At 60.1% G+C, this 14758-nt stretch carries 14 protein-coding genes; 6 read left to right on the top strand and 8 right to left on the bottom strand.

The features are described from left to right. Window positions 1-199 precede the first annotated feature (199 nt). From RCH91_RS02490 to RCH91_RS02460, 7 genes are all read right to left on the bottom strand, one after another. A complete protein-coding gene (locus tag RCH91_RS02490) occupies window positions 200-1411 on the bottom strand; it encodes a putative nucleotidyltransferase substrate binding domain-containing protein (RefSeq protein WP_306532952.1) in 1212 nt (403 codons plus the stop codon). 103 nt (window positions 1412-1514) lie between these two features. Next, window positions 1515-3482 (bottom strand): cation acetate symporter, encoded by a 1968-nt coding sequence (locus tag RCH91_RS02485; protein WP_306532951.1) that lies wholly within the window; start codon window positions 3480-3482, stop codon window positions 1515-1517. A gap of 15 nt (window positions 3483-3497) precedes the next feature. Next, window positions 3498-3806, bottom strand: a complete 309-nt coding sequence (locus RCH91_RS02480; RefSeq protein ID WP_306532950.1) for a DUF485 domain-containing protein — start codon at window positions 3804-3806, stop codon at window positions 3498-3500. An 848-nt stretch (window positions 3807-4654) separates the two neighbouring features. Further along, window positions 4655-6646, bottom strand: a complete 1992-nt coding sequence (locus RCH91_RS02475) for a cation acetate symporter (protein WP_306532949.1) — start codon at window positions 6644-6646, stop codon at window positions 4655-4657. A gap of 15 nt (window positions 6647-6661) precedes the next feature. After that, window positions 6662-6970 (bottom strand): DUF485 domain-containing protein, encoded by a 309-nt coding sequence (locus RCH91_RS02470; RefSeq protein ID WP_306532948.1) that lies wholly within the window; start codon window positions 6968-6970, stop codon window positions 6662-6664. Between the two features lie 134 nt (window positions 6971-7104). Continuing rightward, window positions 7105-7872, bottom strand: a complete 768-nt coding sequence (locus RCH91_RS02465; protein ID WP_306532947.1) for an IclR family transcriptional regulator — start codon at window positions 7870-7872, stop codon at window positions 7105-7107. Between the two features lie 370 nt (window positions 7873-8242). Then, window positions 8243-8641: a hypothetical protein gene (locus RCH91_RS02460; protein ID WP_306532946.1), complete on the bottom strand. Its 399-nt coding sequence runs from the start codon at window positions 8639-8641 to the stop codon at window positions 8243-8245. A 157-nt stretch (window positions 8642-8798) separates the two neighbouring features. On the opposite strand from RCH91_RS02460, the gene RCH91_RS02455 reads away from it, so the two are divergent. The 6 genes from RCH91_RS02455 to RCH91_RS02430 all read left to right on the top strand — a co-directional run bounded on the left by RCH91_RS02455 (window position 8799) and on the right by RCH91_RS02430 (window position 13578). Further along, on the top strand, window positions 8799-9542 hold the full coding sequence (locus RCH91_RS02455; protein ID WP_306532945.1) for a YebC/PmpR family DNA-binding transcriptional regulator: 744 nt from the start codon (window positions 8799-8801) through the stop codon (window positions 9540-9542). Between the two features lie 80 nt (window positions 9543-9622). Beyond that, window positions 9623-10117: a crossover junction endodeoxyribonuclease RuvC gene (gene ruvC / locus RCH91_RS02450; RefSeq protein WP_306532944.1), complete on the top strand. Its 495-nt coding sequence runs from the start codon at window positions 9623-9625 to the stop codon at window positions 10115-10117. Then, window positions 10114-10713 (top strand): Holliday junction branch migration protein RuvA, encoded by a 600-nt coding sequence (gene ruvA, locus RCH91_RS02445; protein ID WP_306532943.1) that lies wholly within the window; start codon window positions 10114-10116, stop codon window positions 10711-10713. The genes ruvC and ruvA overlap by 4 nt, the downstream gene beginning before the upstream one ends. Before the next feature lie 3 nt (window positions 10714-10716). After that, the gene (ruvB, locus tag RCH91_RS02440) at window positions 10717-11730 is read left to right on the top strand and encodes a Holliday junction branch migration DNA helicase RuvB (RefSeq protein ID WP_306532942.1); all 1014 of its coding nucleotides are present in this window, start codon (window positions 10717-10719) and stop codon (window positions 11728-11730) included. A 10-nt stretch (window positions 11731-11740) separates the two neighbouring features. Next, the gene (locus RCH91_RS02435) at window positions 11741-12472 is read left to right on the top strand and encodes a DnaA ATPase domain-containing protein (RefSeq protein WP_306532941.1); all 732 of its coding nucleotides are present in this window, start codon (window positions 11741-11743) and stop codon (window positions 12470-12472) included. A 323-nt stretch (window positions 12473-12795) separates the two neighbouring features. After that, on the top strand, window positions 12796-13578 hold the full coding sequence (locus tag RCH91_RS02430; RefSeq protein ID WP_306532940.1) for a choice-of-anchor N protein: 783 nt from the start codon (window positions 12796-12798) through the stop codon (window positions 13576-13578). Window positions 13579-13770: 192 nt separating this feature from the next. Here the strand turns inward: RCH91_RS02430 and RCH91_RS02425 are convergent. Continuing rightward, window positions 13771-14758, bottom strand: a 988-nt coding sequence (locus RCH91_RS02425; RefSeq protein WP_306532939.1) for an Ig-like domain-containing protein, incomplete at its 5' end; no start/stop codon positions are given.

The following is a 14758-nucleotide window of genomic DNA, read 5'->3' as shown; positions in this document are numbered from 1 at the left end:
GTTCTGTGCCGGTCAACCTGAAACGGCACGGGGGGCAGGCGTTACCGCGCAGAGTGCATCGAAGATACCTGATACTGGTCATGAGCTGCCACTAAAAAATAAGGCTATGCAAACTTTGCATAGCCCCCATGGTTCTTCCCGCCTTTTCCCGCACAGGGACAGCGATCCGCTGCGGATTCCGGTCGAGCCGGTGCGGCGTCTACATGATGGAGAAATTCGTATGGATCGTCCGCTGAAGATCCTCGATCTTGAGGAGCGCCTGGCGGATCTCTTCCCGTTCGTCAGCTGGGAGGGCGTAGGGGTTAAGATAGTAGGAATTGTTCACGATCCCCTTGATCACCTTGATCTGGAGGAGGATGCGGTGCCGGGTCAGGATGGTGTAGGCGTCCTTGAGTCCCTGGGCGAAGGCCGCCGAGAAGCTTCCCTCCCCCTGGAGGAGTTCGATGCGCCGCACGGTGTTCGTGGCCGGTACCCCCTGGTTGATGGCGAGGATGCGGACGTTCATGACCAGGGGCGCCCAGGCCAGCAGCTTCAGGTTGAATTCCCCCTTGTGCTCCCCTGATCCTTCGGTCCAGAGCCGTTTGAGGAAACCGAGGGCCAGTTTCATTTCTGTGGCCGCCTTGGCCATTCCCCAGAGCGCCTGGAAGTAGTCCTGCTCCAGGCCGCGAATCAGTTTCACCAGGTCGTCGGCAAGCTGCCGGTCCCCTGCCACGTGGCGCGCGTCGGAGAGGACGATCAGATCCATGAGGTTTTTGGCGTAATCTTCATACTCGTAGCGGACAATGGCCAGGAGTTTTCTCTTCCATTGGCTGTAGGAGCCTCGCCAGGTGGGGTTCGACGGCATGATGTCGCCGGTGCACTTCTTGAACCCCATCTCCGCCATGCGCTCCACCAGTGTCTCCGAGAATTCCTTGAACCACTGGTCGGCAGCCTCGCCACCGTCGTCGCCGTAGACGATCAGATAGTCTTGGTCGGTGATGAGGGTCTGCTCCTCCCGGCCGTCGCTCCCCATGCTGCAGAGGGCATAGGGGACCGGCGGATTGCCCTTCCCGCCGGATGTCATCTCCTGCTCCACCAGTTCCAGGGCCCGTTCCGCCAGGATGTCGCGGTACTCCGTGCAGGAGGAGTGCAGGGCTGCCACTGACTGGATCTTGAGGAACCGTTCCAGTTCCAGCCCGTTCAGTTCGTCGTGGATTGCCCGTAGTGCTCCATAGTCGGTTTCGCCTCTCACCCGGTCCATGAGCTCGCGACGCCGTCCGGCCACCTGACCCGTGAGGGCGATCTCGTGGTCGATCTCGTCCTTCAGCATTGACAGGATCAGAGGGATGTCGTCCCGTTCCAGAACGCGGACAAAGTCATGGATTCGGGCCATGGTTTCATCCACGGCGGTCTGGATAGTGTCGTTATGCATGCGGTTCCTCGCTCAGCAAAAGCCCTCGTGTAATGAAAAAAGGGGGAAAGCAGCGCTTTCCCCCGATTGTAGCACAAATTATACCGATTTAAGCATCACGTTCTTAGTGGTCGACCGCCTTGGCAATGCCGATGCCGGTGTTCTGGCGCACGTACAGCTCGTCGAACATCTCTTCCGAGCGGCGGCTCGGGAAGGCCAGGGCTGCCACGATTGCCACGATGAAGCCGAGCGGAATGGATACCACGCCCGGGTTCTTCAGGGTGAAGAGCGGAGCGTCGAGGCCGAGCATCGACTTGCCGTCCTTGTTCTTCTCGTAGTCGACCTTGGCCTTGTCGAGATCCTTCAGTTCCTTCGCGGTGAGGACAGATCCCTCAGCCTGCTTCTTCTCGAGGACCACGACCACCTTCTGGGCGTCGGCAGCCACCTTCTTCGGGTAGGTCATGTTGGGGGAAACCATGACCAGGGCGATGGAGACGATGGTGCCGGTCACCAGGCCCGCCACGACGCCGGCGGTGTTGAACTTCTTCCAGAACAGGGAGAGGACGACGACCGGCAGGTTCCCCGAGGCGGCAACGGCGAAGGCCAGGGCCACCAGGTGGGCGACGTTCTGCTTCTCGGCGGCGATACCGATGACGATGCCGCAGGCGCCGACCACGAAGGAGGTGATCCGGGCAGCCTTCACCTGCTCGTGCTGGTCGGCGTGGCCACCCTTGATGACGTTGACGTAGATGTCGTGGGCGATGGCGGCGGAAGCAGCCAGGACGAGGCCGGAGACGACGGCGAGGATGGTGGCGAAGGCAACGGCGCAGAGGAAGGCCAGGAGCAGGTCGCCAACGAACGGATGGATGTCGCCACCCAGCTTCTGGGCGAGCATCATGGCGGCCATGTTGCCACCCTTGTCCACACCCATGATGGCCTGCGGGGTCACGTGGATGGCGGCGCCGAAGCCCAGCAGCGTGGTCAGGATGTAGAAGAGGCCGATGATGAACATGGCCACGATAACGGACTTGCGGGCTGCCTGCGCCGTGGGCACGGTGAAGAAGCGCATCAGGATGTGGGGCATGCCGGCGGTGCCGAGCACCAGAGCCATGCCGAGGGAGATCTGGTCGAGGGGGTTCTTGAGGAAGAGCCCCGGCTCCAGGAACCGCTGCCCGTAGTCGAAGCCGGCCACGGCAACGGGATCTTTCAGGACCACCTTCTGGACGTGCTCGATGACGTTGGGGCTGGTGGCGATGTCGTTGAAGAACTGGAACGGGTTCATCCCGGACTTGAGGCCGACCAGGACGGAGAGGAGCGCTGCGCCGGTCATGAGGAGGCCGGCCTTGATGATCTGGACCCAGGTGGTGGCGGTCATGCCGCCGAAGACCACGTAGCCGACCATGAGGATGCCGACGCCGATGACGGCGGTCTTGTAGGGGATTCCGATGAGGAGTTGCATGAGCTTGCCGGCACCGACCATCTGGGCGGTCAGGTAGAAGGTGGAGACGGCAACGGTGGAAATGGCCGCAATGGCCCGGACCGACTTGGGCTCGGTGCGGAAGGAAAGGATGTCTCCCAGAGTGAACTTGCCGGCGTTGCGGCAGGGCTCGGCCACGATGAGGAGCACCGTGATGTAGGCCACGAGCCACCCCACCGAGTACATGAACCCGTCATACCCGTAGAGGGAGATAATGCCGGAAATCCCCAGGAACGAGGCGGCCGACATGTAGTCGCCGGCGATGGCCCAGCCGTTCTGGGTGCCGGTAATGCCGCCCCCGGCGGTGTAGAAGTCGGCCGCCGACTTGGTCTGCTTTGCCGACCAGACAACGACGGCCATGGTGGCGCCGATGATGATCAGGAAGATCGGGATGGTGACCATCGGGTTGGCCTTGAGCTGTTGCTTCTGGTCAGCCGGAGCTGCCGGAACGGCGGCTTTTTCGGTCACGGGGGCGGCCGGAGCGGGCGCTGCTGCCTGAATGGGAGCGGCAACGGCCTGCGCTTCGGTTGCGGCGGGTGCCTTGACCGGCTCGGCGGCATAGGCGAACGTGCCCAGGGAGAGGGCGAGCGTGAATGCAGCAATCAGTTTTTTCATTATCTGGCTTCCTCCTTACTTCAGCTCATCCACCAGCTCGCGGGTGAGCCGGTCGAAGTCTTTGTTGGCCACATGGGCGTAGTACATGGCGATCCCCCAGGAAACGAAGAACTGGGAGAGGGCGAACAGGTAGCCGATGTTGACCCGGCCGAGGATCTTGATCTTGAAGAGGCCGGGGGCGTACGCCGCGCCGATGGGGAGGAGGAAGTAGAAAACGGTGGAGAATACCCACCATCCTACCAGGAAGGTGGTCTTCTTGTGGTGGAGCTCGATGAACTTGGGGTTCTTCGCGATGGCGCTCCAGTCATACTGTCTTTCTGCCATGTCTCGTTACTCCTTTCGATAATGCACTGCTCAGTGAAGCTCATGGTGAGGCGGCGTCCCACCTCCCCGAAAGCCTGAATGAAAAAGGTCCCTGTTTTCCCTCCTTTCGTCGTGTGTTCGGTATTGTGTCCGGCATGGTGCGCCGGGCATCAAGAGGCGGCTACCCTACCCACGCAGAGGCGCCGGTGTGCCGTCCGCGTGAGATGGCAAAGCACACCTCACGGGTGCATGGTCTGAAAAAAACAAAATGGTCCCACTGCAATGGGGGATTGGGTTGGCTGGTACTAAGCGGTCTGGTGAGCGCCGTTTCAGTTGGAAATGTCTGGCTATGCGGGGCGCGGCCGACCGACCATGACCTCTGGGGGGTTACACGGAAGCGTGCAATTAGCAGGGTTTCACGAGGTTATGTCTTGCAGCAACAATCATGCGTAAACATGTCCACATAACAATATTCTACTTTGTGTGCGCCGGATAAAATATAACGGGTGTCTATTTGTTTGCAAGACATTTTTTTAAGCGTAGTGAAATGCATGCAACTATCTTTAATGTATAGGTAAAATCTGTTTTATAAATGCACGTACCGTTTATTTTGCAGAACCTAGCACGGTGAATTGAGGGGTGGGAACGGAGTGACGGACGTTTTGAAGTGAATAGACAGTTCCTGCATGAATGGCCTGATGTCCAATTTATTTTATAAAAAAATGGGTGGCAATTCAAAACGGAGGTATAGCTAGGTCTGTTGGTGGCGGGGTTCCTCTGGAGGGAAGGACCGGTAGGATATGAGTAAAAAAAGAGGGGGAAGGTTTCCCTTCCCCCGATACCAGACTCTGATCTGTGCGTAGCGTTTGTTAGTGGTCGATGGCCTTGGCCATGCCGATGCCGGTGTTCTGGCGGACGTAGATCTCGTCGAACATCTCCTCGGAGCGGCGGCTCGGGAAGGCGAGGCAGCCGACGATGGCGGCGATGAAGCCGAGGGGGATGGAGATGATACCCGGGTTCTTGAGGGTGAGGATCGGCTTGTCGAGGCCCAGCATCGACTTGCCGTCCTTGTTCTTCTCGTAGTCGACCTTGGCTTTGTCGAGGTCCTTCATCTCCTTCTCGGAAAGGACCGCGCCGCCGGCCTGCTTCTCTTCCAGCTTTTTGACCACCTTCATGGCGTCGGCTGCCACGGTTTTCGGGTAGGTCATGTTGGGGGAGATCATAACCAGGGCGATGGAAGCGACGGTGCCGACCACGAGGCCCGAGATGACGCCGGCGGTGTTGAACTTCCGCCAGAAGAGGGACATGACGACGACCGGCAGGTTCCCCGAGGAGGCAACGGCGAAGGCCAGGGCCACCAGGTGGGCGACGTTCTGCTTCTCGGCGGCGATGCCGATGACGATGCCCATGGCGCCGACGCAGAGGGAGGTGATCCGGGCGGCCATGACCTGCTCGTGCTGGTCGGCGTGGCCGTCCTTGATGACGTTCACGTAGATGTCATGGGCGATGGCGGCGGAGGCAGCCAGAACGAGACCCGACACGACGGCGAGGATGGTGGCGAAGGCAACGGCGCAGAGGAAGGCCAGGAGCAGGTCGCCGAGGAAGGGAGAGATGTCGCCACCCAGCTTCTGGGCGAGCATCATGGCGGCCATGTTGCCACCTTTGTCAACCGCCTGGATACCCTGGGGGGTGACATGGATGGCGGCACCGAAGCCGAGCAGCGTCGTCAGGATGTAGAAGGAGCCGATGATGAACATGGCTACGATAACCGACTTGCGGGCTGCCTGGGCGGTGGGGACGGTGAAGAAGCGCATCAGGATGTGGGGCATGCCGGCGGTACCGAGCACGAGCGCCATGCCGAGGGAGATCTGGTCGAGGGGGTTCTTGAGGAAGAGCCCCGGCTCAAGGAAGCGCTGCCCGTAGTCGAAACCGGCCACCGCGATGGGGTCCTTCAGGACCACCTTCTGCACGTGCTCCATGATGTTGGGGCTGGTGGCGATGTCGTTGAAGAACGTGAACGGGTTCATGCCGGCCTTGAGACCCACGAGGACGGAGAGGATGGCTGCGCCGGTCATGAGGAGGCCTGCCTTGATGATCTGGACCCAGGTGGTGGCGGTCATGCCGCCGAAGACGACGTAGCCGACCATGAGGATGCCGACGCCGATGATGGCGAACTTGTAGGGGATGCCGAGGAGGAGCTGCATGAGCTTGCCGGCACCGACCATCTGGGCGGTCAGGTAGAAGGTGGAGACGGCCACGACGGAGATGGCGCAGACGGCCCGGACCTTCTTGGGCTCGGTGCGGAAGGAGAGGATGTCCCCCAGGGTGTATTTGCCGGCGTTGCGGCAGGGCTCGGCCACGATCAGGAGCACCGTGATGTAGGCCACGAGCCAGCCCACCGAGTACATGAACCCGTCATACCCGTAGAGGGAGATCATGCCGGAAATCCCCAGGAACGAGGCGGCCGACATGTAGTCGCCGGCGATGGCCCAGCCGTTCTGGGTGCCGGTAATGCCGCCGCCGGCGGTGTAGAAGTCCGAGGCCGACTTGGTCCGCTTGGCCGACCAGACAACGACGGCCATGGTGACGCCGATGATGATCAGGAAGATCGGGATGGTGACCATCGGGTTGGCCTTGATTTGGGTCTTCTTCTCAGCAGGAGCGGCCGGGGCCGGTACGGCCACCTTGGCAGCGTCGGTGGCTGCTGCGGGGGCAGTGGCTGCCGGTGCCGGGGTGGTGGTGGCCGGAGCCGTTGCGGCGGCCGGAGTGCCGGGAGCCGCCGGGGCCTTGGCAGGCTCCTCAGCGAACGCGAACGAGCCCAGGGAGAGGGCCAGGGTGATGCCAGCAATCAGTTTTTTCATCGCAGACCTCCTTCCTTATTTGAGCTCATCCACCAGCTCGCGGGTGAGCCGGTCGAAGTCTTTGTTGGCCACATGGGCGTAGTACATGGCGATCCCCCAGGAAACGAAAAACTGGGAGAGGGCGAACATATAGCCGAAGTTTATCCGGCCGAGGATCTTGATCTTGAAGAGGCCGGGGGCATAGGCAGCGCCGATGGGAAGGAGGAAGTAGAAGACGGTGGAGAATACCCACCATCCGACGAGAAACGTAGTTTTCTTGCGGTGGAGTTCGACGAACTTGGGGTTCTTGGCGATTGCCGCCCAGTCGTACTGTCTTTCAGCCATGGTTTGTTACTCCTTTCTCCAATATAATCACACATCCATGGAGCGGCGTCCCGCTCCGATTCCGTATCAACTTCCGTATCCGTCGTGTCTCCCCTCCTTTCGTCGAATGGGTTGGTCCCGTTACTCCTCTGGTGCTATAACTTGGCGTAGCCGAACTTCAGGGAAAGCATCTCGGCCCCCTCGCGGAGGGAAGGAACGATCTCATCTTCCAGTCGCGAGGTCATCAACCGGAACGACGGGCCGAGCATGGTGAGGGCGCCGATAACCTTGCCAGCGTAATCCCTCACCGCCACGGCGACAGTGACAATTCCTTCGCCGAGGCCGTCGAAGTCGACGGCGAAACCCCGCTCCCGAATCGTCTTCAGTTCTGTCTGAAGAAGTGCCGGGTCGAGGGTGCCGCCGTTTTTCCGCTTCTTGAAGAATTTCTCCAGGAGATCCGCCGACTCCAGTGACTTGATGGCCTTGCCAGCAGCGTTGGTGAAGAAGGGGAAGCGCTTTCCGACCAGAGAGGTGGTCTTGATGGCCTGATCGCAGTCGACCATGTCGAGGAAGAGAACTTCCTCTCCCTTGAGAACCGCGATATAGACCGCCTCGTCGTGCTTGCGCGCCAGCTTCTCCATGACCGGGTGGGCGTGCCGGATGAGGCTCGTGCTGTTGAGAAGCCTCTGGGCCAGTTCCACCGATGAAATTCCCAGGCGGTAGATGCCGCTGGCGTCGTCCCGCTCCACGAGCCCCTTGCTCTCGAGAGTGGCCAGAAGGCGGAACGCCTTGTTGCGGGAAAGATCGAGTCTTTCCGCAAGATAGGGAAGGGTGGCGTGTCGGGTCTCCTCGGTGAGTGTCTCGAGAATATCCAGGGCCTTTTCGACGGTCTGCACCGCGTATGAACTTTTTTCCCTGGTCATCGTTACCTTCCGCCAGTGTTGGGTGCGCAGGTATGTTTTATAAACGATGTTATATTTGTAATTATTTTTTAGCACGGCGTTTTACTGACGTCAAGTTCAATTTTACTAAAAAAATGCTGTTTGCAAAAAAAATACGTCAATTCGGTATATTGATGATAAATCATGTCATATATAGACGCTGAATCAACGTTTAGTTGCACTGCAAAACATGGTTTATTACGGTGCCTGAGCCTGTAGGCGCAGATTTGGCGGTGCTTGGTATTTCATATCAAGTGTAATGAGGTTTGACCGGGTTGCAAGGAGATGGGTGCGCAGATGAGGGCGGAGAGGGGGCAGGCCGGATGTGGGTGAAAAAAGGGCGGGGAAGCGGTCAGTTGAATTTTATCGCTATTCCCTTCGCCTTGATGGCGGTTGACGGGATGAAGAGGTATGTCCCCTTTTCCGCCCGGACCTCGGGGAGGATGATTGCATCGGCGCCAAGCTTGGCGGCTTCGGCTCCCAGTGCGTCGAAGGCCCATTCGTCGGCCTCGTTGGTCAGGTCGTCAATGTGCCCCAACCGTTCGCGACTAACCTCGACGGTGCCGAGCTTGGTATAGGGTCGGAAGATCTCGTCCTGGGAGAGAATGGGGGGGAGCGTGTTCGGGTCAGGGGCGCTGGTGGGGGTCAGGGTAGCACAGGCTGCGGTGAGGATGGCAGAGGCCGCCATGAGGCGAATGAGCCTTCCAGTGCGTGTGGTAGTGGCTCCGGGGATGGTGGTGGGACGGGCCATGGTGTTACCTCGCGGATCGTGGTTTAAGGGGGCCGTAAAACGCCCTGTTCGCTCATTTTACATGAACTTTCGACCTTTACAACCAAGATTTTCCCATGCTAGTATCTGCCGATTTCGGGCGCCGCCCCATACCGTTTTCGCAGAAGGAGCAGTCGCAATGTCGGGACATAATAAATGGAGCACAATCAAGCATAAGAAGGGGGCCGCCGACGCCAAGCGGGGGAAGGTCTTCACGAAGATCATCAAGGAGATCACCGTTGCCGCGAAGCTGGGTGGAGGCGATCCCGCCGGAAACCCGCGCCTGCGCGCCGCCGTGGACAAGGCAAAGTCCGAGAACATGCCCAAGGACAACATCGAGCGGGCCATCAAGAAGGGTACCGGCGAGTTGGAGGGGGTCAGTTACGAGGAGATCGTCTACGAGGGGTACGGCCCTGGCGGCGTTGCGGTTCTCGTGGAGTGCATGACCGACAACCGCAACCGCACCGTCAGCGATGTCCGCAGCACCTTCACCAAGTGCAACGGCAACATGGGTGAAACCGGCTGCGTCTCCTGGATGTTCGACAAAAAGGGGCTCATCGTCGTCAGCAAGGATGTCGATTTCGAGAAGCTCTTTGAAGTCGCGTTGGAGGCGGGGGCCGAGGACGTGGCCGACGAGGAGGAGCAGTACGAGGTGCTGACGGACCCGACCACGTTCATCGAGGTACGTGAAGCCCTGGAGAAGGCCGGGTTTGCCCATGAGTCGGCCGAGGTCACCATGATCCCCCAGACCATGGTGAAGCTCGACGGCAAGAACGCCGAGAACATGCTCAAGCTCATGGACCGGCTCGAGGACAACGACGACGTGCAGAATGTGTACGCAAACTTCGATATCTCCACGGAGGAGATGGAAAAGCTGATGTAAGGTTGGGAAGGTTGGCGGTATTGTGATAATGTGGGGGGCGGGTCTGAGACCCGCCCCTACGAGTTTTGGTCAAGGCACCCATGAGAGTTCTCGGCATCGACCCCGGTTCGCGCATCACCGGCTACGGCATCATCGAAAAGATCGGCAACCGCCTCGTCCATGTGGACAACGGCGCCATCTTTACCGACAGCCACAAGGAGTTTGCGCTCCGTCTCCACAGGATATACGAGGGGCTCTGCCAAGTCATCGAAGAGTACCATCCCGACGCCATGGCCATCGAACAGGTGTTTCTCGCCAACAACGCCCAGAGCGCCCTTAAGCTGGGCCAGGCCCGGGGGGCTGCCATCGTTGCCGGGGTGAATGCGGGTCTGCCGGTCAGTGAGTACACGGCCATGCAGGTGAAGCAGGCAGTGGTGGGGTACGGCCACGCCCGTAAAGAGCAGGTGCAGCAGATGGTCAAGTCACTCCTGAATCTCCCCGAGATTGCCCAGGCCGACGCCTCCGATGCCCTTGCCGTGGCGGTCTGCCACGCCAACTCGGCCGGCATGAACACTATCCTTCGGAGCATCAGATGATCGCGCTTCTCACCGGAAGGCTCGCCCACAAATCCCCCGACGCCATCATCCTCGACGTGAACGGGGTCGGCTACCGGGTACAGATCCCCTTCTCCACCTACTACGAGCTTCCCGAGGAGGGGAAGACCGTTTCCCTCTCCATCTACACCCACGTGAAGGAAGACGCCATCAGCCTCTTCGGGTTCCGGACCGTGGTCGAGAAGCAGTTCTTCCAGCTCCTCATCTCCGTTTCCGGCATCGGCCCCAAGATGGCCCGGGACATCCTCTCCAATATCCAGCCCGAGGAGCTGGCCGCCGCCATCGTCCAGGGGAACCTGGTCAGGTTGTCTGCCATCCCCGGCATCGGCAAGAAGACCGCCGAGCGGCTCGTGCTGGAACTGAAGGAGAAGGTTCGCAAGATGGACGTGGCGCCGCCGGCCAGGGAAACGGCCCCCAGCGAGGCCCCTCCCGAGGTGGCCGATGACGTGGCCTCCGCCCTCGTGAACCTGGGCTACAAGGAAGCGGTGGTGCGGAAGGTGCTGGCGGAAATGACCATCGAGCCGGGCGCCTCCACCGAGGCGGTCCTCCGGCAGGCCCTGAAGATATTGATGAAATAAGCCATGACCCGACTCGTTACACCCGACATAATCGAAGATGATCTGATCGAGTCGTCTCTGCGTCCCCGGGCCCTGGACGACTACATCGGCCAGGAAAAGGCAAAGGGGAATCTGCGGGTCTTCATTGACGCAGCGCGAAAGCGGGGCGAGGCGCTGGACCATGTCCTCCTCTACGGTCCGCCGGGTCTGGGGAAAACAACCCTGGCCAACATAATCGCCTGCGAGATGGGGGTGAACATCAAGTCCACCTCCGGGCCGGTCATCGAGCGCCCCGGTGATCTGGCGGCAATCCTCACCAACCTCGAGCCCCACGATGTCCTCTTCATCGACGAGATCCACCGCCTCTCCCACGTGGTGGAGGAGATCCTCTATCCGGCCATGGAGGACTACCAACTCGACATCATCATCGGCCAGGGGCCCAGCGCCCGGACCATCAAGCTTGATCTGCCGAAATTCACCCTCGTGGGGGCCACCACCCGGGCCGGCCTCCTCTCCTCGCCCCTGCGGGACCGCTTCGGGGTCATCTCCCGGCTCGAATTCTATACCGATGACGAACTTACCACCATCGTCACCCGCTCCGCCCGCATACTGAACATCGGCATCGAGCAGGAGGGGGCGCGGCAGCTGGCCCGCAGAAGCCGCGGCACCCCCCGCATCGCCAACCGCCTGCTGCGCCGGGTCCGGGATTTCGCCCAGGTGCGTGCCGACGGGGTAATCACCGCCCAGGTAGTGGACGATGCCCTGGCCCTTCTGGAGATCGACGAAAAGGGGTTCGATCAGATGGACCGGACCATCATGCTCACCATCATCGACAAGTTCGGCGGCGGCCCCGTGGGACTCGACACCATCGCTGCAGCCATCGGCGAGGAGCGGGATACCATCGAGGACGTCTACGAGCCGTTCCTCATCCAGCACGGCTTCATCAACCGCACCCCCCGTGGGCGCGTGGCGACAAGGGCGGCCTTTGAGCACTTCGGCCGCGTTGCGCCGCCGTCGGCCCAGGGGACCCTGTTCTAGTGTTCATCCCATGCAACTCGTCTTCGACTTCCCCGTAAACCCAAAGTACTCCCTTGACAACTTCGTCGTTTGCTCCGGCAACGAAACCGCCTATCGCTTCGCCCGGCGACTGACGGATGAGGGGGGGGCGGAGAACCTCCTCTACCTCCATGGCCCGTCGGGGTCGGGGAAGACCCATCTCCTCATGGCGATCGGCGCCCGGTTCAGCGAGCGGGCCGGTCTGTCGTCGGTCCCCTGCATCTCCTTCAAGGATGTGGACGAGGTGTACGGGGGAGAATACCCGGCTGAAGCGTTGTCGAAGCTCGCCGAGTGGTTCCGCGACGCCCCGGCGCTCCTGGTCGACGACATCCACCTGATCCCCGACCAGCAGAGCGTCCGTGTGGAGCTCTGGCAACTCTTCAACGACTTCTACCAGGCGGGCCGCCCAATCGTCATCACTGGTCTCTTCCCCCCCAAGGAGTTGCCGCACCTGGACGGCCATCTCACTTCCCGCCTCCTCTGGGGGCTCGTGGCAAGGGTCGACATCTCCGACGACGACTCCCGCCGTCTCATCATGAAAAAGCTCGCCGATGACCGCCAGATCGTCCTCCCCTCCGACGTCATCGACTACCTCCTCCTCCACGTTCGCCGCGACGTCCCCTCCCTCATCGAGGCGCTGGACGCCATCAGCCGCTTTGCTCTCGCCACCAAACGGAAGATATCGCTTCGACTCGCCCGGGAGGCGTTGGCCCTGTACTTGTGATACCATCTGTCGATGGAAAATGCCGCCTTGCGGCTACGGAATCGGGTGCTGGCTCGTTGGGGGGAAGAGTCGGATGTCTTGCCGTTACTGGACGATGTGTCGGTTTGTTATACAAGTGGCAGTTATTGTTTAATGCACCGAAATTATTCAAGATATCCAATGTGTGCCTGTATGGATTGTCGACATTCTTTACGGTCTGCTGCGAGCGTCATAGTGAGGGTCAATAATTACAGCATGTTGCGAGTGGTACGAAAGTTGCTAAACTATTGATTAATAAAGATGACGAACATGGTACTAACTTCTGTATTTACAAGGAGGTTTATATGAAAAAGTTAGTGGCGGCATCAATTCTTGTTCTTGGAATGGCGGCATCTGCCCAAGCAGTGAACGTCCTTCAGGTGGGGGCACCGGGCGGTCCAGGCGAGGGCACCTATGCGGATTATCAGGCCAGCACGACCATCCCGACAGAAACTGATACGGCGATCACGTCGGGTGGTACCCTCTACGTGGCGGGGGTTTACCAGAATAACAACGTCCTGAGCCTCGGAGGAAAAACCACCGGTACCGAAGACTGGTCGTCGTTTGGCAGCCTCCCATCGGTTTTCAACGGGAAGGGCGCCATCCTGGTTGCTTCCGTACCCGATGGCGACACCGGCACGCTTGCGATTCCTGGCGCGACATTTATCACATCATCCGCAACTGACAGCTACTTCCCGAATAATCACGCTCCCGTCCAGGCCGGTATCGCCGATTTCCTCTTCTATGACATAGGTAACTTCTCCAAGATTGCCGGTGCCGTCCCTGATTTCGATCTTGAGACGGGCGCTGCTGCTGGCCAGATCAAGACTTTTACGGGTATCGCAGTTACCGGCTATGACTGGGTGCACTTTGATGTCATGGCCCTTGAAACGGTGGAGCAAGGTGGCGGACAAAACGTCAGCATCGAAACCAACTGGGCAAACAACCCTGGCTCCCATGACGTAACTTGGAAGCCTGAGAATGGTGGCGGCGGCCCCCAGGAGGTTGTCCCGGAGCCAGGCACGATTATGCTCCTCGGCACTGGCCTGATCGGTCTGGCCCTCTATGGCAGGAGAAGGATGAAGTAACGCGACAAAAGATAAATAAGAGATGGTTATGAAGGGGAGGCGGCGAAAGCTGTCTCCCCTTTAGTGTTGTGGAGGGGCACCGATGGTCCGTTCTATTTGTGGGTGATCTGCCGAGGAGTGAGTTCAAAGAAGGAACGGGGCGGCTTAGAGGCCGCCCCGTTTGTGCAGATTGATGGAAGAATCTAGTGTCGCTTACTTGTAAACCGTCATGGAGATGGTTCCTGCATTGCCGGCTGCGTCGAAGGCCTTGGCGGTTATGGTGTGGGCTCCGGTCGTTACTTTCCGTGTGTTCCAGGAGTAGGCCAGATTGGTGAGGCCGGTTTTGCTGGTTACCAGCTTGCCGTCGATGTACAGCTCAATGCGGCTCACTCCCACATTGTCGCTGGCAGCAATGGAGATGATTGCACTGGTCCCGACCTTCGCTCCGGTGACCGGCGAGGTGATGGCAATCGTCGGGGCAATGGTGTCGGCAGCGTTTGAGACCTTTACAGCCACGTTGCCTGACTGTCCCATGTTCCCGGCGCCGTCGTATGCCACTGCTTCGAGGGTGTAGGTGCCGTCCGGTGTGGTGGTGGTGTCCCACAGGAAGGAGAACGGTGCGGTGGTCGTTGTGGCAAAGGGGGCGCCATTGATGCGGAGGTCCACCTTGGCTACGCCGACGTTGTCGGAAGCCGCGACTGCCACAGACGCCTTGCCTTTCACGGTGCTGGCGCTCGTGGGTGAGGTGATCGAGGTTGTCGGTGCGGTTGTATCACTCAGCGCCACGGCATATTTTGCCGCCGTGAGGCTCTTGAGGACGTTGATCCTGCCGTAGCCGAAGTACTGGTCGAAGCCCGGCGTGCCGATGTCGTCGGCGTTCCTGGTGATGATGTCGACCACCTGGGCATTGGTCAGGGTCGGGTTGACGGAGAGGATCAGCGCCCCGAGCCCTGCCGCGATGGGGGAGGAGAAGGAGGTTCCGCTGACGCTGCCGTAGCCGCCGCCGTTGGTGGTGGTCAGGATGGAGACCCCGGGAGCGGCGATGTCGATGGTGGAGCCGTAGTTGGAGAAGCTCGCCTTGGCGTCGTTGGCGTCGGTGGCCGACACCGACACGACGTTGGTGCAGGCGGCCGGGTAGTAGGGGGCGCTCGTGTTGTAGTTGGACGCCGAGGCGAAGACTATGGCCCCTTTGTTCCAGGCA

Origin of the sequence: Geobacter sp. (genome assembly GCF_030834625.1) — a bacterium.
Lineage (GTDB): Bacteria > Desulfobacterota > Desulfuromonadia > Geobacterales > Geobacteraceae > Geobacter.
Note: the sequence above shows the minus strand (reverse complement) of the source record. Positions and strands in the feature narration are given on the sequence as shown.